The sequence below is a fragment of the Spartinivicinus ruber genome (assembly GCF_011009015.1).
Classification (GTDB): Bacteria; Pseudomonadota; Gammaproteobacteria; order Pseudomonadales; family Zooshikellaceae; genus Spartinivicinus; species Spartinivicinus ruber.
Map to the genome: position 1 here is coordinate 80,939 of NZ_CP048880.1, position 21,485 is coordinate 102,423.

Annotated in this window: 27 protein-coding genes and 4 pseudogenes; 18 read left to right on the forward strand and 13 right to left on the reverse strand. The window is 40.0% G+C overall.

What is annotated here, in order from left to right; all coding sequences use genetic code 11:
• The first annotated feature begins 309 nt into the window (after window positions 1-309).
• The gene (locus G4Y78_RS29935) at window positions 310-768 is read left to right on the forward strand and encodes a glycoside hydrolase family protein (protein ID WP_163836887.1); all 459 of its coding nucleotides are present in this window, start codon (window positions 310-312) and stop codon (window positions 766-768) included.
• A gap of 39 nt (window positions 769-807) precedes the next feature.
• Window positions 808-1,200 (forward strand): hypothetical protein, encoded by a 393-nt coding sequence (locus G4Y78_RS29940; RefSeq protein ID WP_163836888.1) that lies wholly within the window; start codon window positions 808-810, stop codon window positions 1,198-1,200.
• A gap of 21 nt (window positions 1,201-1,221) precedes the next feature.
• Here the strand turns inward: G4Y78_RS29940 and G4Y78_RS29945 are convergent, their stop codons facing one another.
• Window positions 1,222-1,494, reverse strand: a complete 273-nt coding sequence (locus tag G4Y78_RS29945) for an HU family DNA-binding protein (protein ID WP_163836889.1) — start codon at window positions 1,492-1,494, stop codon at window positions 1,222-1,224.
• Window positions 1,495-1,719: 225 nt separating this feature from the next.
• Here G4Y78_RS29945 and G4Y78_RS29950 point away from each other — a divergent pair, with 225 nt between their 5' ends.
• The 4 genes from G4Y78_RS29950 to G4Y78_RS29965 all read left to right on the forward strand — a co-directional run bounded on the left by G4Y78_RS29950 (window position 1,720) and on the right by G4Y78_RS29965 (window position 3,677).
• Window positions 1,720-1,935: a hypothetical protein gene (locus tag G4Y78_RS29950; protein ID WP_163836890.1), complete on the forward strand. Its 216-nt coding sequence runs from the start codon at window positions 1,720-1,722 to the stop codon at window positions 1,933-1,935.
• Window positions 1,936-1,947: 12 nt separating this feature from the next.
• Window positions 1,948-2,295: a hypothetical protein gene (locus G4Y78_RS29955; RefSeq protein WP_163836891.1), complete on the forward strand. Its 348-nt coding sequence runs from the start codon at window positions 1,948-1,950 to the stop codon at window positions 2,293-2,295.
• A gap of 167 nt (window positions 2,296-2,462) precedes the next feature.
• Window positions 2,463-3,326, forward strand: a complete 864-nt coding sequence (locus G4Y78_RS29960) for a PAAR domain-containing protein (protein WP_163836892.1) — start codon at window positions 2,463-2,465, stop codon at window positions 3,324-3,326.
• A gap of 123 nt (window positions 3,327-3,449) precedes the next feature.
• Complete coding sequence (locus G4Y78_RS29965; protein WP_163836893.1) at window positions 3,450-3,677, forward strand: EexN family lipoprotein; 228 nt, start codon at window positions 3,450-3,452, stop codon at window positions 3,675-3,677.
• Window positions 3,678-3,707: 30 nt separating this feature from the next.
• Here the strand turns inward: G4Y78_RS29965 and G4Y78_RS29970 are convergent, their stop codons facing one another.
• A complete protein-coding gene (locus G4Y78_RS29970) occupies window positions 3,708-3,935 on the reverse strand; it encodes a WGR domain-containing protein (protein ID WP_163836894.1) in 228 nt (75 codons plus the stop codon).
• Between the two features lie 332 nt (window positions 3,936-4,267).
• On the opposite strand from G4Y78_RS29970, the gene G4Y78_RS29975 reads away from it, so the two are divergent.
• Entirely contained in the window at window positions 4,268-5,059 is a 792-nt protein-coding gene (locus G4Y78_RS29975; RefSeq protein ID WP_163836895.1) for a rhodanese-like domain-containing protein, read from the forward strand.
• Between the two features lie 162 nt (window positions 5,060-5,221).
• Window positions 5,222-5,701, forward strand: a complete 480-nt coding sequence (locus G4Y78_RS29980) for a hypothetical protein (protein ID WP_163836896.1) — start codon at window positions 5,222-5,224, stop codon at window positions 5,699-5,701.
• A 93-nt stretch (window positions 5,702-5,794) separates the two neighbouring features.
• Here the strand turns inward: G4Y78_RS29980 and G4Y78_RS29985 are convergent, their stop codons facing one another.
• Together G4Y78_RS29985 and G4Y78_RS29990 are read right to left on the reverse strand one after the other, a co-directional pair.
• Window positions 5,795-6,502, reverse strand: a complete 708-nt coding sequence (locus tag G4Y78_RS29985) for an outer membrane beta-barrel protein (protein ID WP_163836897.1) — start codon at window positions 6,500-6,502, stop codon at window positions 5,795-5,797.
• 448 nt (window positions 6,503-6,950) lie between these two features.
• Window positions 6,951-7,541 carry a recombinase family protein gene (locus G4Y78_RS29990; protein WP_163836109.1) on the reverse strand — a complete coding sequence of 197 codons (591 nt, stop codon included), beginning with the start codon at window positions 7,539-7,541 and terminating at the stop codon, window positions 6,951-6,953.
• A gap of 190 nt (window positions 7,542-7,731) precedes the next feature.
• Here G4Y78_RS29990 and G4Y78_RS29995 point away from each other — a divergent pair, with 190 nt between their 5' ends.
• From G4Y78_RS29995 to G4Y78_RS30005, 3 genes and pseudogenes are all read left to right on the forward strand, one after another.
• A complete protein-coding gene (locus G4Y78_RS29995; protein WP_163836898.1) occupies window positions 7,732-9,459 on the forward strand; it encodes a DUF4158 domain-containing protein in 1,728 nt (575 codons plus the stop codon).
• A 13-nt stretch (window positions 9,460-9,472) separates the two neighbouring features.
• Window positions 9,473-10,998, forward strand: a pseudogene (locus G4Y78_RS30000) (IS3 family transposase).
• A gap of 201 nt (window positions 10,999-11,199) precedes the next feature.
• Entirely contained in the window at window positions 11,200-12,639 is a 1,440-nt protein-coding gene (locus G4Y78_RS30005) for a Tn3 family transposase (protein WP_163836899.1), read from the forward strand.
• Here G4Y78_RS30005 and G4Y78_RS30010 read toward each other — a convergent pair whose 3' ends face one another.
• The 5 genes from G4Y78_RS30010 to G4Y78_RS30030 all read right to left on the reverse strand — a co-directional run bounded on the left by G4Y78_RS30010 (window position 12,640) and on the right by G4Y78_RS30030 (window position 15,304).
• Window positions 12,640-13,080 (reverse strand): substrate-binding periplasmic protein, encoded by a 441-nt coding sequence (locus G4Y78_RS30010; RefSeq protein ID WP_163836900.1) that lies wholly within the window; start codon window positions 13,078-13,080, stop codon window positions 12,640-12,642.
• A 44-nt stretch (window positions 13,081-13,124) separates the two neighbouring features.
• Window positions 13,125-13,340: a toxin-antitoxin system HicB family antitoxin gene (locus tag G4Y78_RS30015; RefSeq protein WP_163836901.1), complete on the reverse strand. Its 216-nt coding sequence runs from the start codon at window positions 13,338-13,340 to the stop codon at window positions 13,125-13,127.
• Window positions 13,312-13,761 (reverse strand): putative toxin-antitoxin system toxin component, PIN family, encoded by a 450-nt coding sequence (locus G4Y78_RS30020; protein WP_163836902.1) that lies wholly within the window; start codon window positions 13,759-13,761, stop codon window positions 13,312-13,314. Before G4Y78_RS30020 ends, G4Y78_RS30015 begins: the two co-directional genes overlap by 29 nt.
• Before the next feature lie 310 nt (window positions 13,762-14,071).
• Complete coding sequence (locus G4Y78_RS30025; RefSeq protein WP_163836903.1) at window positions 14,072-14,620, reverse strand: hypothetical protein; 549 nt, start codon at window positions 14,618-14,620, stop codon at window positions 14,072-14,074.
• Window positions 14,621-14,881: 261 nt separating this feature from the next.
• Complete coding sequence (locus G4Y78_RS30030) at window positions 14,882-15,304, reverse strand: hypothetical protein (RefSeq protein ID WP_163836904.1); 423 nt, start codon at window positions 15,302-15,304, stop codon at window positions 14,882-14,884.
• 657 nt (window positions 15,305-15,961) lie between these two features.
• Between G4Y78_RS30030 and G4Y78_RS30035 the strand changes: the two genes are divergently transcribed.
• The 4 genes and pseudogenes from G4Y78_RS30035 to G4Y78_RS30050 all read left to right on the forward strand — a co-directional run.
• Window positions 15,962-16,150, forward strand: a complete 189-nt coding sequence (locus G4Y78_RS30035) for a site-specific integrase (protein ID WP_163836905.1) — start codon at window positions 15,962-15,964, stop codon at window positions 16,148-16,150.
• A gap of 106 nt (window positions 16,151-16,256) precedes the next feature.
• Window positions 16,257-16,865: a type IV toxin-antitoxin system AbiEi family antitoxin domain-containing protein gene (locus tag G4Y78_RS30040; protein ID WP_163836906.1), complete on the forward strand. Its 609-nt coding sequence runs from the start codon at window positions 16,257-16,259 to the stop codon at window positions 16,863-16,865.
• Window positions 16,862-17,068: pseudogene (locus G4Y78_RS30045) on the forward strand (nucleotidyl transferase AbiEii/AbiGii toxin family protein); the annotation flags it as partial. The gene G4Y78_RS30040 and the pseudogene G4Y78_RS30045, both read left to right, overlap by 4 nt.
• A 49-nt stretch (window positions 17,069-17,117) precedes the next feature.
• Window positions 17,118-17,405 (forward strand): annotated as a pseudogene (locus G4Y78_RS30050) (DDE-type integrase/transposase/recombinase); the annotation flags it as partial.
• A 307-nt stretch (window positions 17,406-17,712) separates the two neighbouring features.
• On the opposite strand, the gene G4Y78_RS30055 reads toward G4Y78_RS30050, so the two are convergent.
• Both G4Y78_RS30055 and G4Y78_RS30060 read right to left on the reverse strand, forming a co-directional pair.
• On the reverse strand, window positions 17,713-18,033 hold the full coding sequence (locus G4Y78_RS30055) for an XRE family transcriptional regulator (protein ID WP_163836089.1): 321 nt from the start codon (window positions 18,031-18,033) through the stop codon (window positions 17,713-17,715).
• A gap of 15 nt (window positions 18,034-18,048) precedes the next feature.
• Entirely contained in the window at window positions 18,049-18,399 is a 351-nt protein-coding gene (locus G4Y78_RS30060; RefSeq protein WP_163836090.1) for a type II toxin-antitoxin system RelE/ParE family toxin, read from the reverse strand.
• A gap of 214 nt (window positions 18,400-18,613) precedes the next feature.
• On the opposite strand from G4Y78_RS30060, the gene G4Y78_RS30065 reads away from it, so the two are divergent.
• Window positions 18,614-18,805 (forward strand): type II toxin-antitoxin system VapB family antitoxin, encoded by a 192-nt coding sequence (locus G4Y78_RS30065; protein WP_163836908.1) that lies wholly within the window; start codon window positions 18,614-18,616, stop codon window positions 18,803-18,805.
• Window positions 18,805-19,218: a type II toxin-antitoxin system VapC family toxin gene (gene vapC / locus G4Y78_RS30070; RefSeq protein WP_163836909.1), complete on the forward strand. Its 414-nt coding sequence runs from the start codon at window positions 18,805-18,807 to the stop codon at window positions 19,216-19,218. Before G4Y78_RS30065 ends, vapC begins: the two co-directional genes overlap by 1 nt.
• 46 nt (window positions 19,219-19,264) lie before the next feature.
• On the opposite strand, the gene tnpA is transcribed toward vapC, so the two are convergent.
• Window positions 19,265-19,666 (reverse strand): IS200/IS605 family transposase, encoded by a 402-nt coding sequence (tnpA, locus tag G4Y78_RS30075; protein WP_163836910.1) that lies wholly within the window; start codon window positions 19,664-19,666, stop codon window positions 19,265-19,267.
• 39 nt (window positions 19,667-19,705) lie between these two features.
• Here tnpA and G4Y78_RS30080 point away from each other — a divergent pair, with 39 nt between their 5' ends.
• Window positions 19,706-20,935, forward strand: coding sequence for a transposase (locus tag G4Y78_RS30080; RefSeq protein ID WP_230425792.1), 1,230 nt, complete (start codon window positions 19,706-19,708; stop codon window positions 20,933-20,935).
• A 259-nt stretch (window positions 20,936-21,194) separates the two neighbouring features.
• On the opposite strand, the pseudogene G4Y78_RS31845 reads toward G4Y78_RS30080, so the two are convergent.
• Window positions 21,195-21,458 (reverse strand): annotated as a pseudogene (locus G4Y78_RS31845) (tail fiber domain-containing protein); the annotation flags it as partial.
• Between the last annotated feature and the right edge of the window lie 27 nt (window positions 21,459-21,485).

The following is a 21,485-nucleotide window of genomic DNA, read 5'->3' on the forward strand; positions in this document are numbered from 1 at the left end:
GAAAGTGGGAGTGAAATACAAAGAATTTTACCCCAAGAAAAGCTGATATAATCTTCAACTAGTTCTAAATTTTCTTGTTACCGTGTAACAAGAAATAAAGTCAGAAATCGAATCCCTCACACAGAGCCCTCAGAAGCAGTTTAAATACATACCTGCACCCTAACCATTACTTATACATCAAACATCGCTTAAATCATGCGTCAGGTGTGATACACGACTTAGTTCGTGTATACTTTTGAATAAACCGTTACTGTCTTATAACTACAGTACTACAAAACGGTAAAAAATCCGTCAAAAGGAGTATGTAAATTGAGCAGTATTATTGCTTTGATTGAGTATGAGGAAGGGTGGCGAGAAAAGCCTTATTTGTGCTCCGAAGGATATCCAACAATAGGCTACGGCTTCAAAATCGGCCCCAAAGGAGCACCTATTAATCTGTATCAGTTTGAAATTTCACAGTCTGTAGGTCGTTTGTGGCTTAATGAAATTTTAGCGGATCTCCAAGAAAAAGCTTTTGCTCATACTGAAATTAGAACGGCAGTTGCCGCATGTAACGATGCTAGAAAAGCTGTACTGATTTCGATGGCTTATCAAATGGGTATCAGTGGATTACTTAAATTTAGAAAGGCTCTGAAAGCAATAGCTGATCAGCGTTGGAGCGATGGCAAAACAGAAATGCTTGATAGTCGCTGGGCTAGGCAGACTAAGAAGAGGGCGCTAAGACATGCAAATCAGATGTTGTCTGGCGTATGGTTTGATGGTTATTAGCTTAACTTCTCTGATTTCAACTAAAGGTAATTAGGATATATGAAAAAAGTTACCTTTACTTTGCTTCTTATCCTTGCTGCATTGCTGTCTTCCTGTAGTGACGAAAAACATATAACTAAGGATTACTATCTTTTTAGCAATGATAATGGAGTTCGTTCAATATACTGTAAGGTTGGAGATTCTTTGTACAAAAATTTATTATGGTACAAAGTTATAAGTGTAGAAAATGGTGGTGGTTTTTTATTAGGAAGACTTGTTGTTTCTGGGTTTGAGAAAGACTTTGTAATTTTTATAGAAGATAATAAAAGTTGTATGAATAGCAAGGTTGTAACATATGAAACTGAGAAGGAGTTTATTTCTAAATCAAAGGCCGAGAAAATTTCTGATGATATTGTTATGAGTGTTTTGGCGAGTATTAACCAGGACAGCTAGACCATCCTGGCATGGCACCAGCTATTTCAATGATTCTTTAAGTGCTTTACCTGCAACAAATGACGGAACATTTGCAGCAGCAATTTGAATTTCTGCACCTGTTTGCGGGTTTCTACCCGTTCGGGCCGCACGGTGCTTTACTTTAAACGTACCGAAGCCAACCAGCTGCACTTGATCACCTTCTTTTAATGCTTCTTGAATGCTAACAAGTTTGGCATCTAATGCAGCCTTTGCCTGAGCTTTTGATATGTCTGCTTTATCTGCAATTAGGTCAATTAATTCAGCTTTATTCATTCTCTATCCTTCAATGTTTGAAAGAGGTTTTATAGCACAGTTGCAGGGTGTTGAAACCAATTAAAGACAATATTCATTTAGCCCAGTTAACAAGTGAAGCTATAAATTCTAAATGTAAGGATGGTCTAATAAATTATCTTAGGTAAGTTACGCAATTGTTTTTGGATTGCACAATCCAAATATAATATGATCAGAGTATTAGTGTATTTGCTTGAGGGTTACCAGGTGAGCAGCAAAGTTCAATATGATTTAGAGTTGTCAAAAGACCTTGAGGAGATGATAAAAAAAATCTCAGCAAGCATGACCAATGGCGATGAAAAGGAGCTTATACGCAAGGCTATTTTATTGATGGATACTGTAGACCAGGCCCAAGCAAACGGCGAAAGTTTAGCATTGATAAATCAAAATAATGATGTTACAGCTAGGGTAATTTTAAACTAGTTGTAGCAATCCATGAGTGATATTGAAACAATTATTGTTGGCGATCAAAAAAACACCAATAAAGAAAAGGTAGAACCTAAAACAATTTTTGTTGATGGTGAGTCAAAAAAGGAAAGATATATTGTCCATGACTTTAAGCACCATCCAGAAAAAAACAAATTTTCTTTAGCCAAATGGGTTTTGCTTGGGTTATTAATTCTTCTGCTTTTCATTTTGTGCTGCCTAGCTTACGTTAACACTCACGCCCCTAATTTTTCTGAGCGTTGGGATAGCATATTTTCTCAATTAGTTACACCAATCTTCTCGTTAGCTTCGCTAGTTGTTGGTTATTATTTCGGCAACAACACAAATCAGACTTAGCAGCTTATCCACAACACCTGTAGGTAAGGTTGTTGATATGAGATGAGCTTAAGTTTTTTCTTTTGCTTATTTACCAGCCAACTCTAAAAACACTAACAGTAACCGAAATCTGATGTACGACCTTGCTAAAATCGCGCCTTTGTTTTGAGTTGTAAGGAAGCAAAGCAGTGGCAGATTTAGCGAAGATAGGGGATAAACATAACTGCCCTTTGTGTGGTACTAACGCTGTTGCCGAAGGTTCATCAAATGTCTTATTAGATGGAATGCCGGTTGCCCGAGTTGGCGATAAGACAACTTGCGGCGCATCTATAGTCACTGGCCTTGGTTGGCTGAACGTTGATAATAAATCAGTTGCAGTACTTGGCAGTGTGACGAGTCATGGCGGAGTGATTGAGGCTAGCTCTACTGCTCGTGCAGGTGCTCCTGGCGGTAGCGGAATATCCCCAACAGACTTTAACCGTGTTGCTTTCCAGGGCATGAAGTACGGCTTCCAGCGGGACCCAGAAAGACCAGAGTTAGACGGCAATAAGGGTATGCACTACTTCGGTGACATGGACTCTTCAGGCCTTGGGTTTAACGCTGCGGTTAACAATGGGACTATTCAAGGTGAAGTAAAGAAGGAGCAGGAGAAGCCTAAGAACTGGGTAAAAATACAACTCGTAGACCAGAACGAAAAGGGATTGGCTGGTGAGGTCTATATTGTTAAAGACGCTGCTAGTGGTCAGCTCCTTGATACTGGCTACTTAGGTAAACATGGCAGCAAACACATTCCCCTCCCTGAGCACGTCAAGCAAGTTACCGTTGAATACCCTGAGATAGAACCATACGACCAGTACGATATGCACTTAGCCCGTCGGCCTGGTGAAAGTGATGTGTCCTATGCCAAAAGGATACAGGAGCAGGGTAGTGGGGGGAACATGTCACGTAGTTTGCTAGATGCTCGGCCAGAGTTACAAGAACTTTTTCGATCATATTTCGAGCTAGTAGAGCAGGCATCAAGAGAAGGAAAAGGGTTATACATCACATTCTAGGGGCAGTGTAAATACCCCTAGTTGGAATAACAAATTTGGTTTTGCTTGATGCTAGACAAAAGTAAATTTTTGATCGTGATAAATTTCTCTCAATTTTTGCTGGAATGACTGAGAGCTAAATTGATGGTAAAACCTTATATTGTTGTTGTAACACTGTTTTTATCTGCATGTGGTGAAACTGTACAGACATTAGAGTGGTATAAAGAAAACCCCGAAGCACGTAAAGAGATGATCAAAAAGTGTAATAGCAATCCTACTGAGCTTGCCGAAACACCAAACTGCATTAATGCTCAAACAGCCCAAGCAAGGGATAGTAGCTGGTTTAAAAAAAGTGATGATACTGGATGGTAATTAGCGCTAGGGCTAAATATAGCTTATCAGTTACACGGTAACAGGCCCAGCATACCCCTTGCGCCGCTTCTCTTTGACTAGTCTGTCTTGAACGGCGCGGGCTTCTTCGTAGCTATCAAACGTATCAATTTGCACCTGGCCTTTTGTGCCAATCTTGCCCCATTGACGCAGTAGTGACCACTTTCCGAATAAGTCCTGCTGTATCAACAGCGTATAAAATTTATGTGATTTTTCGTCGCTAAACTTGAGGTGAATCATCCTGATTACCTAGTTAATGACCAGCTGAAAGTAAAGCAGGGCAGGGGATAGAGGTCAATTTATTCGTGCCCCCTAGGCAAGCGTTCAGGAAGGCCTTCTAAATCACTGGTAAGTTTTCACCTTCATACTCCCGCTTAACCACTATTAACCCTAAAAGCTATTTGATACCTAGCAACAATGACGAGGTTCTCGAAAGCTCCTAATGTGTTTTGTCATGAAATCATTGCTCTGCAGGAAAATAATAAACTATCTAAGATTTTGGTCTAGCCGCACCGATTCACAGCAGTAAGCTATAATTATATAATTTAAACAGTAGTAAAGATGTAAAACCAATGAACACACAAACACTATGTCAAAACATATGCATAGCAATATTACTAGCCTTCACTGCTATAGTTAATACGCACTCAGCATCTAATGACTTTCCTCTAAGAGAAAAATACAAAGACGTTCCAACAATAGAGCTACAAACACTCAGTAATGAATACACCAACACCATCATTATCGACGTCAGATCAAAAGCTGAATACGAAGTGATTCATATAGCCAAATCACACAATATACCTTTATCAAACAGAGGATTCGTAAATAAAGTTAAAAAACTAAGAGAAGACAATCCAAACAAAAAAATAATCCTTTACTGCAATGGGCATACTTGTGCCAAAAGTTACAAAGCAACAAAAAAACTCTCAGATGAAAAAATCGACAACTGCCTAGCGTTTGATGCAGGCATATTCGACTGGATTCAGAAAAATCCACAACACTCTGCCTTATTAGGGAAAGAGCCTGCAGACTTATCAAAACTTATATCAGCTCAAGAGTTTAAGAGTCGCACACTAAAAAAAGAAGAATTTGAACAAAAACTATCATCAACCAACAACGCGATTGTTATAGATATTAGGGAGGCAGTCCAACGAAAATTCAACCCTAACTACAAAAGCATAAGAAACATCCCCTTCACAAATATAGTGAAAGCAATCAAAAACAAAAAATATCAAGACAAGACACTGTTCATTTTTGATGCAGTAGGCAAGCAAGTTAAGTGGCTTCAGTACTATCTAAAAGACAACCAATACCAAAACTACTACTTCCTTGATAAAGGAGTAAAGTCGTTACAAATTTAACTGTTTTTCAAATCTTCAAGGATGAAGAAATGTTCATTCAAAAAGAGAATTTTAGCCCTGCTTTTGCGGGGTTTATTTTTTATAATCCCTCCCCAAATTTTTGTTACCGTGTAACATATTCGTGTGCTATTCTATCTGTGACCGTGTAACAGGCTAGCAGCTATGCGATTCCGAATCACCAAAGATAACTACATGGATGCTTATCTTTATCTAAAAGATCAGCTCGACAAAACACATGAACCCAAGAGCATAGGTCATCATGTTAAGTATGACTGGAGGTCACCACACGTTGAACTTTCTACACCAGATCAAGAGCTAGAACGTTGCAGCCCAGTATCATTTAATATTTTCCCAGATGATGCGCCCGACGAGCTTCAAAAATGGTGTGAAAAGTATTTAGAAAAACAGCATTGGACGCGGTTACGAGGTGCTATCAGAGCACGACAGAAGCGGCGTAAAGACGAAGAAGCCAGGGAGCAGAAGAAGAACGTTACATTGTCACGAAGGGCTTATTATAAGCTGGTTGAAATGAGCAAAGAGCTTAGCGAAACTGACGAGCCACTAACGCTATCAGACACAATAATCGAGGCTGAAGAACTGTTGTTTCAAGCGGGGCATATAAAAGCGCCGTGGGATGAGTGATCTTGTTACACGGTAACGGATTTTCCGTGAAGAAGCATCTCCAGTAGTAAACGTGAGGCTATCACGCTTACTATATTTGTAATCAATAATGGATTAAAAATTGTACTGTAAAGAAGCAGTATAAGTATCAATATCGGTTTCACCAAAAGCAAACCGTTTTTCACCTACATCATTAATACGTTCCCAATTGAGGCCAACTGTAAAGTGATCATTGATATTGTAGTTAGCACCTAGGCCTACAGTAATACTAGTGCCTCTTTCAGTTGAGTTATAGCCCTGTCTAAATGTTGTTATTTCACTGGTGTCACTCAGATTGACCTCACGAATAGCATTTGATTTTTCATCTAGTTTCCATCTAAGAAGCCCTGCAGAGGCTTTAAGTTCAAAGCTATCTGTAATAGGATAAAGTCCAATAGCTTTTAGTCCAAAACCCTCAAGTTCATTATCAACGTTATTGGTTGTTCTATAGCCATCGTTTGAATTAGCAGATAAATTTGATCTGGTATCTGAAAACTTCGTATATTCAGCCTCCAATGCTAAGTAATTATTAAAGCGATAGCCACCGAATAATTTATAAATACCATCTTTATCTGTAGAGCTTGTATTAAAAGTACTACCATTATATGAATTTTCAAGACCGTTGGTAGTAATTGCATTTATTGCAAAATTTCCATGCTTATCATAAGCATCATCATAATCAGCCTGACCAGCGCTAAAACCAAGGTAATAACCGCTTTTCTCGGCGAAAACTGGAGAAGTAAAAGTACTAACAATGGCAATGGCTAAAACTGTTTTTCTCATGCAAATAAACCTCATAGACTACAAACTTATAAGTTAAAACAATAAACAGGAGTAGTATTTTATGAATTAGTTAACTTATAAAATAAAACATTTATACACTATTTTTAAATAAAAAAATAAAAAACAAATAAAGAAGACGTATTATATATTCGCGATTCTTATATATTATAAAAAAATAAAGCTTTCAAATAAAAAATCATTCTTAAGTATCAATACTTAAAAAATAGTCTGATATGACAACTTATATCAACGACTGGATAGAATAAAACAAAAAATAAGTACTATATGATTTGAAAGGGGGCCAGTGGAAGAACCCTCGAAAATGACGAGTTAGTAAATAATAATCTTAGGATGCAGTAAAATTTAGCGTACAGACTGGTAATGACAGCTCGGCAGTAAACCCTCGAATTATTTCCTGTAGCCTAAGTCAGACAAAAGGGTTTGGTATTCACTTTTTTGAACCATTGTTGTCTGGCCAACCGACACGGGCAAGCGTATCGATGAGCGTAGTCCGCTTAACGCCGAAGTTTCTACAGACAGCTGCCTTGGACATACCACTATCTAGAGCAGTAATAATGGCCTCTAGTTTTTCTCCTGTGATAGCCAGTGGTCGCCCGCCGACACGTCCACGCCGCTTAGCTGCCGCCAAACCAGCAATGACACGCTCGCGTATCAAGCTGCGCTCGTACTGTGCCAGTGCGCCAAACACTTGGAATAGCAACTCACCAGATGCCGTGGTGGTATCCATTCCCTCAGTCAAAGAACGAAAGGAGACCTTTCGCTCTTGTAACGTGTTAATGATAGTCAAGAGGTGCGACAACGATCGACCAAGCCGGTCAAGCTTCCAAACGATCAGTACATCGCCAGGATTTACAAATGCCAGGGCTTTTGATAACCCAGGTCGATCATCTTTAACACCAGAAGCATGGTCTTCGAACAGAAACCGCTCATCTACGCCAGCCGCCAGCAACGCATCGCGTTGTAGATCAGTGTTTTGGCGATCAGAGTCAGATGATACGCGCATGTAGCCTACAAGCATATGCGGAAAACCCATAGTTTATGATTTCCGTATAGTATATGATATCGACAGGGTTTTCCGTACATTTCTTAGCATACAAAAAGAGTAATTTTTTTCTAAATGTTGTGCCGACCGGAAAACAACTGTTTCCCGACAGCTTCAGCTAAAGTACCAGTGGCCCTTGTGGGTAGGAGTAAAATAGTTACTTGTGATGGAAGACACTAAACGCATCCACCTGTTATCCCGCTCGGAAGTCGAAGAGCTTTATGTACGGCCAATATTTAATACGCATGAACAAAAGTTATATTTTTCACTAAGTGAGTCAGAGAAACAAGTGTTGGCCCAGTATGCCAACACAAAAACATGTGTATATTTTATACTTCAACTAGGGTATTTCAAAGCTAAACAGCAATTCTTCAATTTCACCTTTGATGAAGTCAAAAACGATGTCCAGTTTATCGTAAACACCTATTACAGTAGACCAGTCTCGAAAATGTTCACTGGGCGTATTTCTCGTGACTATGTTCGAATTCAACGCCAGGCGATTCTTTATTTATTCAGCTATCGCAATTGGACATCGGATTTTACACCTGAAATACAAGCTCATGTTGGTGATTTACTGCATTACTATCCTAAAGGGCATAGTGCCTTCCGCCAGCTATTAGCCTACTTTGATCACCAAAAAATTATTATACCTTCCTATACGACACTTCAGGATATTTTCAGTCGAGCATTTTCTGATGAGGAAAATCGATTAAATACCATCATTGCATCAATACCTACGTCAATGAGTAATCAGCTTGCTGACCTGATTTATCGGGATGATGGTATTACTACACTTAACATTATCCGCGCTGATCAAAAGGACTTTCAATACACAGCAGTCAAAACAGAAGTGGACAAAGCCTTGCGCATCGAGAAACTGTATACCTTTGCCAAAAGATTTATTCCTTTACTAAATCTATCAAAAAATGCGGTTCGTTATTATGCTGATATTGCTGAGCAATACACAGCGTCTCGATTAAGAAGGCTGAGTCAACCTCAGCAGTGGTTGCACACCCTCTGTTTTGCTTTTCACCGTTATCAGCAAATAATAGACAACCTGATAGTTAGTTTTAACTATCATACCCGAGCGATCATGGATGCAGGTAAAGCCTACGCTTCGATAGCTCAAATGGAACACAGCTCTAGTATCGTCACTAATTTTCCAAAACTGGCTAAATTCCTGAAGTGGTTTCCAGCTCGAAGTTCGAGTATGACTCAAGAAGAGTTAAATGAGGTGGCCTACAGTATCTTACCCAAAGAGCAATTTTCGGCTTTGGCCGAATTTCTGGATGGCAAATCCTTCGATAAAAAAGCTGCTTTATGGGAATACTACGCTAAATCATCTCGGCTTTTTTCACTGTACCTTCGCCCTATTTTCACGACAGTGACGTTCGAATACTACAAAGACAACAGCTATATTGGCGGGTTGATTGACGTGTTGAAATCACATTACGCCAGAGGGAAAAGCCCATCAGACTTGAAGATTTACGATGATCTTGGATTTACTGTGCCGAAGAGCATGGTTAAATACTTGAAGCGAAAGCCAACCGATACCCATATTGATCCATACCTCTTCGAATTTTTTATTTACCAGAAAATTTATCATGAAATTGATCGGGGCAGATTATACTGCAATGACAGTATTTCCTATTGCGATATCGATAATGACTTAATTGATGACAAGCTGGTAGACAACGTAGAAAAGATCGCTGCAGATTTTGGCTATCTCAAAATACCAATTTATTGCGATCAACGACTTGATGATGTACTTCAAGAACTCAATGATGCTTGGGAGCGAACTACCTGCAATATCCAAGAAAATAATAATCCTGGATTTAGCATTAGGGAAACCCCTCTCTGTCAGGCTAGTTGTCGTTTTTATTCACTGAGATGACGACAGATAACTGATGGCTAAATATACCAAACAGCAAAAAGAAAATATCTTAAAGCTATTGCTCCCACCCGAAAATAAATCAGTCCCAGTGGTACACAAAATGACTGGCATTCCTCAGTCAACCCTGCATACTTGGAAAACCAAAGTGCGAAGTCAATCTGCCAACATGCCGAAAGAAACATCAAATCAAAGCTGGTCATCAGAACAAAGGCTTAATGTGATCATTGAGACAGCGGCCTTATCTCAAGCAGAGCTAGCAGCCTATTGCCGAAAAAAAGGGTTGTATGTTGAGCAAGTTGAGCAGTGGAAACAGGCATTTATTCAGCCAGAGCAACCCTCCCAGGAGCTAAAGAAAAGCTTGCAAGTGGAAAAGCAGCGGTGCCAACAACTTGAAAAAGAGCTAAAGCGAAAAGAAAAAGCACTGGCCGAAGCCGCGGCCCTGTTAGTCCTTCAAAAAAAAGCTCAGTCAATCTGGGGACCGGACGAGGAAGCCTAACGTCGTATGCGGATAGGCAACAAACAGTTCAGTTAATTGGGGAAGCCACAACTGCAGGGGCTCGGCAATTTAAGGCCTGTGAAGTATTAGGGTTAACCCCGCGCACTTATCAACGGTGGCAGCAAGGCGGTGAGCTACAACCGGATGGCCGCACCACTGCACAGCGTCCATTGCCGCCTAATAAGCTGCCTCCCAATGTTCATCAACAGATGCGAGAAACGCTGAATTCACCGGAGTTTGCTGACCTCCCACCTTCTCAGATTGTGCCTAAATTAGCAGATCAAGGTGAGTATATTGCCAGTGAAGCCAGCTTTTATCGGCTCATGCGGGCAGAAGGGTTATCAACCCATCGAGGGAAGACCCAATCTCGTCAACCCAAACCGAAAACCACCCACACGGCGACAGGCCCTAATCAACTTTGGTGCTGGGATATCACTTGGTTGCCAGGTCCCGTCACCGGCATCTTTTTTTACCTGTATTTGATCCTTGATGTTTTCAGCCGCAAGGTGGTTGGCTGGGAGGTGCACGATTGTGAGCGTAGTAGCCTAGCGGCAGACTTAATACAGAAAGCCTTCTGGCGGGAAAATCTCCATAAAATTCACCAGCAGCCCCTGATATTACATTCAGATAATGGGAGTCCAATGAAGGGAAGCGCTTTACAAGTCAAACTCGCTGAACTTGGTATTGAGCCTTCTTATAGTCGACCGCGAGTTAGCAATGACAATGCTTATGCAGAGTCCATATTTAAGACCACTAAATACCGACCAGATTTCCCTCACCAAGGGTTTACCTCATTAGAAAGCGCTCAACGGTGGGTTGATCAATTTGTTCATTGGTATAACCATGAGCATCAGCATAGTGGATTAAAGTTTGTAACACCGGTACAACGCCATACAGGTGAAGACCTAGTTATTTTAAGCCGGCGGAAACAGGTTTATGAGCAAGCTAAAGCAGCTTCCCCTAACCGATGGAGTGGGAATATACGAAACTGGGAGTTGGCAGATGAAGTCCACTTAAACCCTGAGAGAAATCAAACTCGTTAATATCCATTTAAAACTGTGCAACTCCCCTCTTTAATTGAAGCTGCTGAGGATGGATGCTTTGCATCGCAAGGCGTCCACCAGAAGGAGCAATGGGTGTTGTCTGTGTTATTAATAATTAGCCCTAAATTGATTATTAATATTTATTATGCCTCACGTTTTGAGATAGCTCGATGAAGATAAGAAGATAACACGACAACTACGTTGACAAACACCGAAACCAAAACTGGGTTGCAACACTGGAGCCTACTACATGACAGCACTGAGAAGCTGGACGATGCATTCTTCAAAAACCTTCCCAAAGCTGAAATAGCCAATATCGTGATGTTCATTGGCGATCGAATTGGTATGTGGAACGGATTTACCCACATGAAAGACCGCTATGCCAAGCGGAAAAAACCACTGCCTCAGGCAATAAACGCTTGCTTATTATCGGAAGCCTTTGGGTTTGGTGCTTTAAAAATGGCGGACATGTCAGACTTAGAGCTTAATCAGTTGCGATCAACTCGGGAGGATTTTATTCGTATCGATACACTGTGTGCAGCTAATGATATTGTCAGTAACTACATTCATTTGCTGCCGATTTTTAAACAGTGGAATTTAATGGATGAAAAGGTGCTGGCTGACGCTGATGGGCAAAAATTTATGACTACTGATAGCACTATTCAATCACGCTATTCCAGAAAATACCTAGGTAAAGGTCGAGGTATATCCCTCTATACACTGATCGCTAATTACGTTGCTGTGAATGCAAAAAACATCGGTTTGAATGAGTATGAAGGCCACTCACTTTACGACATGATATACAACAATAAAACTGATATTGATATTCACATGGTGACTGGTGACAACCACTCACTAAACAAGCTGAACTTTGTAGCGCTGGACTCTATTGATGTAGATTATGTCCCTAGTATTAAAAATGTACGGGAAGCTGCTGACAATTTATATGCTGCTCAACCCTTAGATTACGATACTAGCGTTATCAAGCCTAAAGGAGTTATTAACGTTGAACGCATTCGTTCTCAACGGCGGGGTGTGATGCGGGTATTATTGTCCCTGATAATGCAAGAAAACACCCAAAGCAATATCATTCGAAAGCTCAACTCCCATTCACGCTACGCCAGGTTAAAAGCCGCACTGTTTGAATATAACACTATTTTTAAGAGTATCCATGTGCTTAACCTGATTGATGACATGCAACTCCGAAAAGCAATTCGAACCGCAAGAAACCGAACTGAAGCTTATCATCAGCTACAAAACAACATCAGAAAAACCTACAAAGGCGTATTCCAAGGCAAAAAAATTGTCGAAAATCGCATCAGTGCCCATGCTGCTAGGCTAGTTGCCAATTGCATCATTGCATATAACAGCATGATCCTGAACTCAGTGCATGAGAAAATGTTAGCCAATGGTGCGTCTCAAAAGGCTATTGATGAATTTATCCGAGTATCGCCCATTGCTTGGACGCACATGCTATTTACAGGCCGTTATAGCTTTAAGAAAAGTAACGGAAAAATTGACGTGGAGGCTATGGCGCAGATTCTGGAGAAGCATGTAAAACAGCTCTTTTGGAGAGACAGTCAATCAGACTTGAATATATCAGAAGACAGTAAAGAAGCTCAGTTATTACTCGAACTTTAATCAATTATCCCATGCACTCGTCATTTTCGAGGGTTCTTCCACAGGACCCCTAGTAGCACCAATCATCACTCCTTTTAAATCAGCTAATGTTTTCCAGTCAAAATCGTAGTCTTTGAGGTGAAAAAAAACCCATTGATACACCTTAACAGGGTCACTGATATAAAAATTTTGTTCTCGTTCAGAGGTTTTCGCCCAAAGGATAGTTCCATCAGATATCCCATTTAAAGATGTTACAAATGCTCGCTTCCATGGTAAAAATCGGTATTCAATATCAATTCCTTCAGAAGCAAAGGCAGCAGATACAATCTGTGTAGAAGTACCGTAATCAGCTAAGTCACGGCTAATGTGGGGAGGCCAGCTACCAGCAGTAATAAGAATTTTTTCACCACAAAGGCTTACAGTTGAAAAAACTATCAGGATAAAAGCTATGAGCCTATCCATTATGAACTCTTTGAGGACATGGCCCCCTTACTAAGGGGGTTGTATCAATCATCAGTGGATCGAGCCTGCAAAATCTCAAGTGCTTTATTAGCATCACCTCTACTGGCCCTAGCAGAGAAACGCAAATATGAATCCCGTTCTGTTAGCGCTATTGTAACTAGCTCATCAAGTACCTTATTTACACTCACGTTTTGTTCTTTGGCCATTTGAGCTAACTTGTCACGCTTTTGATCAGTGGTGCGATAAGTTATTGTTGCCATGATATACCTCTAAAAAGTTCTCAGGTGTTACAGACCTGAAGCCAAACCTCAAATCACCTGAATTTAAATCTTTAATGTTCTTTGTAATTATGTAGGCTGCATTACTTGCTACAGCCAAATCAATCAGGTGATTATCCCCTTCATCCTTCAAATTTGGACGCCATAAATAATGTACTTTCGACCAGACGCAGACACTAAGGAAACCATCTAGTATATGCTCTATCTCCTCTGCAGGATAGGAAGCACGCTCTTGAATATGAGGCCTAGCCAAGACATCTTCATACTCATTAAATAGAGCACAACCAACCTGGGGCTGTAACTGGCGTTTTAAGCACATCTCAAAGACCTTATAGCTAGCACTTCGCCTGCTTGGGCTAAGTAACACGATTACTAAAATATTAGTATCAATAATGACTTTCATAGTATGAATGATAGCGTATAAGACATCATTAAGCTATCATATATGCTATCATTTTGGGAAAATTTGTGAATAAGGCTGGATGCAGACAGAAGGCTTGCTACACACTAGGGATTCAGGAGTTATCGTAAGCATCTTATCAGAACCATTACAGGACTAAGAGTTATCCCTCTTGTAGAATATGAGCAACAAACACAGCTCCAATAAACTAAAGACTAAGGCTTTATGCGTATCTGACAAGTTTGACTGCTTGATGGCTTGGCGTTATTGCTCAAAGCCCAGTTTTCTGGGCTTCTTGTTCATTTTTTCACTGTTATAAAATTTCAAAAAGAAAGTCTAAGTGGCCTTTTAGCTGTTCAAATTGACTCTCACTAATAGGCATTTTACCTGTTACTTTCCCCTGCTCAATTACTAAACCAGACAAAAAAGTAAGCTTACTTTGTGCTTTTAGCTTGCCATTTTTAGCACCTGCATTGATTTTTTCCTTAATTAAATTGTAGGACTCATCTTCAGTAAATGATTTGAACTCAGCTGCTTTTTTTATTTCTTCTCTACCTCTACACACCTTTGTAGATTTCAAACTCAGTAGAGATGTATTTAGTCTTCTTTTTATATATTCATAGTTAGATACACTGTTTTTATCTCTTCGTGTTACAGGGGAAATATCTATTCTAACTGAATTGTGGTAGTCACTATTAGCAAAATTATGTTTAAATTGCAGCTTTTTAAATAAATTTATAGCAGTTTGGCATTTAAAAATACTCAATAATTTACCATTAAAATTAGCCGTAAACTTTGTAGGCTTATGGCTTTCTAAAGGCTCTCTTGTAGTACTTGGTGTCTGGTTAATTGATAGACTCATTTCTTATCCCCTTTATATAAAGGTATAATATGAAAGGAGAGAAGAATAAATATTCAAATAATCCTCATATTTTTTTATTAATCGCTGCTGCATTAATAAAGTAAATTCTGATCTTCCCCCCTGTTTTTGAGTTTGCTTAATGCATACCTTAAAAGGTTATGTGTAGCAGCCCCCTAAGTGATTGATTTGCAAGGGCTAAACTGGCTAAATTTTATACAAAAGTTAACCAGTTTGTATTTGAAATTTGGGCATGCCACCAGTCTATTTTGGGCGATTTCCTGGCCACGCATTGCCAGATCGTTCCATTTGTTCAGACATCATTTTTGATAAGGTTTCACTGTCTGGATATTTACTAGTGTTTGGTTGATGAGGAGTGGAAAGACCAATAGGAGAGCTGATAACCATGTGAGATTTGCCTGTCTTTGGTTTATTAATACCAGCTTCACCAAGCTCAAACTTGTTAACCATAAATTGAGCTGCATAAGAAGTAGTAGAAGATAGCTTCTCTCCAAATTGGTGAAGAGCCTCTTTATAAAATAAGTTCAAAACAGAACGAGAAGATGCGCCAAGCTTAATCAGTCTACCATTTAAGCTTCCTTCTGGAGACTTATCCAACCTATTGACCTCATTTGTCAAATCAATTGACTGCTGAGTTCGAAGAACACCTAAAATACTACTATCCATTAGACTTCTCCTAAATTATTAATGTCTTATGTACGCCATTGAATTTGGTGTGTAACATTGTGCACATCAACTAATGTGCCTTTTTATTACTAGTAGTTAAACTAATAATATTTTCGCTAAATTCACCGATATCTGTTTGAAACGCCATACTTTTTTTGAGCGCCTCTAATAATTATCGAGTATATTTAAATTTTATAAATATCAGTAAATTTTAATAGTTAATGAGATGGATTGATAAAAACAATTACTGACAACTGTCTCCTTAATTATGTTAGGCAGATTTTAAAACAATTGTAATAATTATACTTTTTTATAATGTCTTTTTTCTTATTAAGACAGGTTTTTTTATTTTTTAGTCTTAATAAATAAAGTAGCGCGGGTTTTATATTAGTTGTATGATGTTTTTACTGACGAACTAATTGTCTTTTATATTCAAGGACTAACCCTTCTGCCGTGTATCAAACTCAACCAACAGGCATCCCAGACTATTAAGTGCTCCATTTTCCACCCAATTCACCTATCGCCTTTTCAAAACCTGCCGATAATAACCAGCTATTGTTCTGGGACTATACAACAGATAATCCATTATTCTAGAGTTAGTGTGAACAAATCATAGTACCCACCGTCAACCGGATGGTTAAAGAATGGTGTAGAAACATGGGCTTGAAAGGCAACTACGGCAGCCACACACTACGCAAAACGTGGGGTTACTGGCAGCGCAAAGGTAATAACGCCCCTGTTCCCGTGCTGATGGAGGCGTTTGGACATGCCACCCAGAAGCAAACCCTGGACTACTTGGGCATTGAAGAGAAAGGGACTCACGAGCTGTATTTGTATGAAATCTAACTTTCTTCAGCGTCAACAGCATAGAGACTTATTCGCCCCTATCCGAAATGTTCCATATTCTCGGTAAATATTGACAAATACCGCGAATTCGGAACATCATAGATACATGAAACAGGAAACATATTATCAGCAAGTTCTGAAGCTAGTCGGTTCTCATGGGCTGATTAGGAGTCATGATCTGGACGCTATCAACGTGCCAAGAGTGATTCTCACACGAATGGTTCGACGTGGCCAGCTTGTTAGAGTTGACCGGGGGCTCTATTCTCTCCCTGATCGCTCAGTTTCAGAACATACCAGCCTAGCTGAGGTATCCCGAAAGAACCCTCAAGCACTGGTTTGCTTACTATCAGCACTTCAGTTTCATGGACTAACTACCCAGGCACCATTTGAAGTCTGGATAGCCATACCAAATAAAGCTCATGCTCCCACAATAGAATACCCTCCGCTTCGTGTCGTACGATTCTCCGGGGAGTCGCTAATTGAAGGAGTTGAAGATCACCTAGTGGAAGGTGTAACGGTGCACATAACTTGTGTTGCTAAGACGGTGGCTGACTGTTTTAAATTCCGTAATAAAATAGGCTTAGATGTGGCTCTTGAGGCATTAAATGAGTCATGGCAAAGCAGGCGAGTGCAAATTGATGAGCTATGGCGTTATGCCAGTATTTGCCGTGTCACTAATATTATCCGCCCTTACCTTGAGAGCCTGACTTCATGAGTAAACGAAATATGGCTGCATCTGTGCGAGCCCGTCTACTAAATCATTCCAGAGCAACTAAGCAAGATTTCAATCTGGTACTTACCCGTTATGCTCTTGAAAGGCTCCTATACCGGATCAGCGTATCACCGCATTCCAACACTTTTTTATTGAAGGGAGCCTTACTTTTTGATCTTTGGTTTGATATTCCACACCGGCCTACCAGTGTTGTGGCTTAATAAATTTGTACACCTAACTGTATGGTATCATCCCACCATTGATGGCAGTGCAGCGAATAAGGCCGCGATTGCAGAAGTAAATAAAGAGCTGGAGAAGCCTGTTGTTATAAGGCAAGTGAAGTACCTCAATAATAGGGTTGAGCAGGATCATCGGTTTATTAAGCGCATGACTCGACCCATGTTAGGCTTTAAATCATTTAATAGTGCTCGATCTACACTAACTGGTATTGAGCTGATCCATAGGCTTAGGAAAGGACAGTTTGCTGACCCAGCAATAAAACATAAAACACTATTTGAGCAATTTTGTGCATTAGCAGGTTAAGTGTGTCTTGAAAGCAGGCATTTTTGAAACTGAGAAAAGTTTGCGACAGAACCCATTAGATAAACGTCTTGCAAATTTAGCTGAGCGTTTTGATGTAAGATACCAGCCCAATTTACACTAGATACAAAGCTAGGAAACTCAGCCTTTCCTAGCACTTTGTCTGTTATGGCCAGTACAAGGCTTGCCAACACTAACAAAAGCCCACCGACAGAACCAGTGATCAAGGGTTGTACATGACTCTAACCCCTTAGATCTCACACAGCCGAAACATACCGTTGTCCCGTGTCCTAGGACGGATATGGAATTATCATGTCGTGTGATTGTTGTCATACTGGTTAATAGCTACTGCTGAACCATCAGGAAAACGCGCCACTACCTCTAATTCACCACCTAGCGCATGTAGGTAGTTGCGAAGGGTAGAAAGATAAACATCTGACCGTTTCTCTACATTAGCAATATTAGGCTGTGTTGTGCTTAAGGCTTCTGCTAGCTCAGTTTGGGTAATGTCTTTTGACTGGCGAAGCTCTGCAAGAGTCATCTCTGTAAGTAGCTCAGCTGCTTTAGCAGAGGCTTTTGCCTGCACTTCAGGTGAGACCTGTTTTAGTAATTCAGATAATGGTTTTGCCATGTTCAAACCCTCCGGTTAGTGCAGCTCTTCTTTTTCTAAGTGTTTTAAGAACTCACCCTCTGCTATTGGAATCATCCGTTTGTAAAAGCGTTTATCGCCTGTTTTATCTCCACCACAAAGCAATACTGCTTGCCGCTTGGGGTCAAAGGCAAAGAATATGCGATATGGCCTGCCTTGATGTTGTGTTCTTAGCTCCTTCAGGTTTTTGACTTCCTTAGTGCTTTCTAAAGTGTCTGCATAAGGTCGGCCTAGTTCAGGCCCACGAACTTCAAGCAGTTTAATAACAGTCAATACAGATACCTGTTCAGCCTCGTTAAGTCCCAAAAACCATTGGTCAAACTCATCTACGGTAACAACCTTCCACATAGGTACCCATCTTACTATTAGTTTAAGTCTAGTATAACTTCAAAGTTATATAATTTAAAAGTTATATTTTAGCAGAAAGTGCGTAAAACCCCGTCCTTTGAGGGCGGGGAGGATGTTAAATTATAGCTTGACTAGTAATCAACCAAGTAAGTTGTTTGTCATGCCTTTGATGTGTATAATTTTATTAAAGCATACACATTAAAGGTAAATAGCAATGCGGACCAACATCAATATTGATGACAACTTAATGGCTGAAGCTCTTAAGATTACTGGCTTGAAGACCAAAAAAGACGCTGTAGAAGCTGGTTTGAAGATGCTTATTAAGCTTAAGCAGCAAGAGAAGATTAAGCGGTTTCGGGGCAAACTAAACTGGGAAGGTGATCTAGATGAGATGAGGACTAATTAGTGGTTCTTGTTGATACAAGCGTTTGGATTGACTACTTCAATGGTAAAGAAACTGCCCACACTGACAAATTAGACAACCTACTATCTACTGACATAGTGGTGATTGGTGATTTAATCCTGGCTGAAATACTCCAAGGTTTTCGACAAGATAAAGACTTTAAAAAAGCTAAAGAGCTACTAACAACACTTGATATTTACCCTTTGTGTAACCAACACCTTGCCATTAAAAGTGCCGAAAACTACCGAACTTTAAGGAAGAAGGGAATTACCGTCAGGAAAACGATTGACTGTATGATTGCCACATTCTGTATTGAAAATAAAATACCACTACTGTATTCAGACAAAGATTTTGAAGGGTTCAGAGCCCATTTAACGGATTTCGCGGAATTCTCCATCTATAGCGGCATTGTGTAACTTTGCCGTTTAGGTGGCGATGGATAGCGGGCAGTCTGAAGGACTGCTATTCAGGTCTCTCTTGGTTAGCGATATATTGTTTTAGCATTTCAAGTGGTGCACCACCTGCCGTAATCAAGCAATAAGCTCTTGTCCAAAGCACAGGCTTTTCCCAGTAATATTTTTTTAGGTGTTCGCCATATTCTTTTCTAATCAATCTGCTTGATACAGTCTTCAAGCTATTGATGAATTTACTGGGCATGATATTAGGGTGCATATCCAACATAAGATGTATGTGGTCTGCTTCACCGCCAAACTGTTCTAAATCAATTTCCCAGCGTTTACATTGATCATTACAAATATCTTCAAGGCGATTGAGTATGTCATTAGTGAAGCACTTTCTACGGTATTTGGTTACTAACACTAAATGATATTTTAGCTTATAAACACAGTGATAATGGGATTTCATCTATTTACACTAAACTGTAATTTAGGCAAAATATACGACATGAGAGCGTATAAGTACAGAATCTATCCTAATGCAGAACAAAGAGTGTTAATTGATAAGCACTTTGGTTGCGCTCGTCATATCTACAATTGGGCTTTAGCTGAAAAAGATAAACACTATAAAGAGACTGGTAAAAGCCTTTCTAAAAGTGAATTACAGAAGCGTATTGTTGCAAGTAAGAAGGATGACAAACCTTGGCTTAGTGAGGTCAACAGCCAGGCCTTGCTAGCCTCTCTAATGAACCTAGAAACAGCTTTTGGTAACTTTTTCAAAGGTCGCACTAAATTCCCTAAATTCAAATCAAAGTATTCAGGTTGGCAGTCTTTCCAATGTCCTCAGCACGTCACCATTGATTTTGAAGGTAATAAAATCAATTTGCCCAAGCTGAAAGGCATCAAAATAAAGCTACATAGAAGTTTTGACGGACAGATAAAAACCGTTACAGTTAAGCGCTCTCCATCAGGTAAATATACTGTTAGTGTTTTGGTTGATAATAATTTTACGGCACCTATTCCTACAACCGTTGAAGACAATAAAACACTAGGCTTAGACGTTGGAATTAGTCATTTTATTATTGATAGCGAAGGTAATAAAACCAATAACCCTAATTATCAAAAACACTCATTACCCCGCCTTGCTATCGAACAGAAAAAATTAGCACGGAAGAAAAAAGGCTCAAATAATAGAGCCAAACAAAAGTGCTGTGTCGCTACTATTCATGAAAGAATAGCCAACCAACGTTATGATTTTATTCATCAAGAAACAGCAAAACTGGCTGACAAAAGCCACGCAACTAGCTTTGCAGTAGAAAACCTAAATATCAAAGGCATGGTAAAAAACCGTAAATTATCCCGAGCAATTAGTGATTGTGGTTGGGGTATGTTCATCACAACCTTGCGTTATAAGTGTGAATGGAACGGTAAAAACCTACTAACCATAGACCGCTTTGCACCTAGCTCTAAAACTTGTAGCAGCTGCGGTCTGAAGCAAGAAAAAATGTCTTTGAAAATACGTGAATGGCAATGTGAATGTGGAGCGGTGCATGACAGAGACCATAACGCCGCCATCATGATAAAACAGTTTGCTTTAGCTGATGCGCTAGGACATAGCGTTTGTGTAAAGAGTTCCCCTGTAGCTAAATCTATCAGCGTAGATGCTACAGCGAAAGAAGTGGTATCAGTACCGCTTGGGTCACAAGAAGCCCCCACTAGAGCGACGTCAGTCGTTTAGTGGGGGGAGCATGTCACAGCTCAGACCAGCTTTACAGCTACCGAACTAACGGCCTCTTTTTTAAACTCAATTGGATAAGTCTTATTTTTCTTTTGACACCTCAATTTAGGCTAGTGTAATCCTAAAGTTGGGTGTCCGCTAAATGGGGGGAAGATCAAACTATCTGTATTTTGATGGTTCTGTGCATTAGCAGGATAAGAGTGTCCAGGGATTAGGCTGCTTGGAAACTGAAAAATTTATGCGACAGAACCGTATAAGTTTATATTTCACGTTCTCTTTTTAAGTCTTCAACTTCCTGCTTTAGCTCTTTCACAGCCTCAATCAGTACAGGGATTAAGCCAGTATAGTCTACTTGGAGGTAGCCGCTATCATGCGTAGACACAAGCTCAGGAAAGGCTTGCTGTATGTCTTGGGCTATGACGCCATACTCTTCTGTATTAGTGGGTTCAAAGGTATAGGATACGCCCTTAATTTGGGTGAGTCTTGCTAGGCTGGAGGGTAGTAGCTGGATGTTTGTTTTAAGGTTTTCGTCGCTGAAGCGAAGAGGGAC

What these genes read in the sequence shown, in the direction of transcription:
- G4Y78_RS29940 (WP_163836888.1), top strand. Translation starts at nt 808, where the DNA reads ATGAAAAAAGTTACCTTTACTTTGCTTCTTATCCTTGCTGCATTGCTG.
- G4Y78_RS29945 (WP_163836889.1), bottom strand. Translation starts at nt 1,494, where the DNA reads ATGAATAAAGCTGAATTAATTGACCTAATTGCAGATAAAGCAGACATA.
- G4Y78_RS29955 (WP_163836891.1), top strand. Translation starts at nt 1,948, where the DNA reads ATGAGTGATATTGAAACAATTATTGTTGGCGATCAAAAAAACACCAAT.
- G4Y78_RS29965 (WP_163836893.1), top strand. Translation starts at nt 3,450, where the DNA reads ATGGTAAAACCTTATATTGTTGTTGTAACACTGTTTTTATCTGCATGT.
- G4Y78_RS29970 (WP_163836894.1), bottom strand. Translation starts at nt 3,935, where the DNA reads ATGATTCACCTCAAGTTTAGCGACGAAAAATCACATAAATTTTATACG.
- G4Y78_RS29975 (WP_163836895.1), top strand. Translation starts at nt 4,268, where the DNA reads ATGAACACACAAACACTATGTCAAAACATATGCATAGCAATATTACTA.
- G4Y78_RS29980 (WP_163836896.1), top strand. Translation starts at nt 5,222, where the DNA reads ATGCGATTCCGAATCACCAAAGATAACTACATGGATGCTTATCTTTAT.
- G4Y78_RS29985 (WP_163836897.1), bottom strand. Translation starts at nt 6,502, where the DNA reads ATGAGAAAAACAGTTTTAGCCATTGCCATTGTTAGTACTTTTACTTCT.
- G4Y78_RS29990 (WP_163836109.1), bottom strand. Translation starts at nt 7,541, where the DNA reads ATGCTTGTAGGCTACATGCGCGTATCATCTGACTCTGATCGCCAAAAC.
- G4Y78_RS29995 (WP_163836898.1), top strand. Translation starts at nt 7,732, where the DNA reads ATGGAAGACACTAAACGCATCCACCTGTTATCCCGCTCGGAAGTCGAA.
- G4Y78_RS30010 (WP_163836900.1), bottom strand. Translation starts at nt 13,080, where the DNA reads ATGGATAGGCTCATAGCTTTTATCCTGATAGTTTTTTCAACTGTAAGC.
- G4Y78_RS30015 (WP_163836901.1), bottom strand. Translation starts at nt 13,340, where the DNA reads ATGGCAACAATAACTTATCGCACCACTGATCAAAAGCGTGACAAGTTA.
- G4Y78_RS30020 (WP_163836902.1), bottom strand. Translation starts at nt 13,761, where the DNA reads ATGAAAGTCATTATTGATACTAATATTTTAGTAATCGTGTTACTTAGC.
- G4Y78_RS30025 (WP_163836903.1), bottom strand. Translation starts at nt 14,620, where the DNA reads ATGAGTCTATCAATTAACCAGACACCAAGTACTACAAGAGAGCCTTTA.
- G4Y78_RS30030 (WP_163836904.1), bottom strand. Translation starts at nt 15,304, where the DNA reads ATGGATAGTAGTATTTTAGGTGTTCTTCGAACTCAGCAGTCAATTGAT.
- G4Y78_RS30035 (WP_163836905.1), top strand. Translation starts at nt 15,962, where the DNA reads ATGGGCTTGAAAGGCAACTACGGCAGCCACACACTACGCAAAACGTGG.
- G4Y78_RS30040 (WP_163836906.1), top strand. Translation starts at nt 16,257, where the DNA reads ATGAAACAGGAAACATATTATCAGCAAGTTCTGAAGCTAGTCGGTTCT.
- G4Y78_RS30055 (WP_163836089.1), bottom strand. Translation starts at nt 18,033, where the DNA reads ATGGCAAAACCATTATCTGAATTACTAAAACAGGTCTCACCTGAAGTG.
- G4Y78_RS30060 (WP_163836090.1), bottom strand. Translation starts at nt 18,399, where the DNA reads ATGTGGAAGGTTGTTACCGTAGATGAGTTTGACCAATGGTTTTTGGGA.
- G4Y78_RS30065 (WP_163836908.1), top strand. Translation starts at nt 18,614, where the DNA reads ATGCGGACCAACATCAATATTGATGACAACTTAATGGCTGAAGCTCTT.
- tnpA (WP_163836910.1), bottom strand. Translation starts at nt 19,666, where the DNA reads ATGAAATCCCATTATCACTGTGTTTATAAGCTAAAATATCATTTAGTG.
- G4Y78_RS30080 (WP_230425792.1), top strand. Translation starts at nt 19,706, where the DNA reads ATGAGAGCGTATAAGTACAGAATCTATCCTAATGCAGAACAAAGAGTG.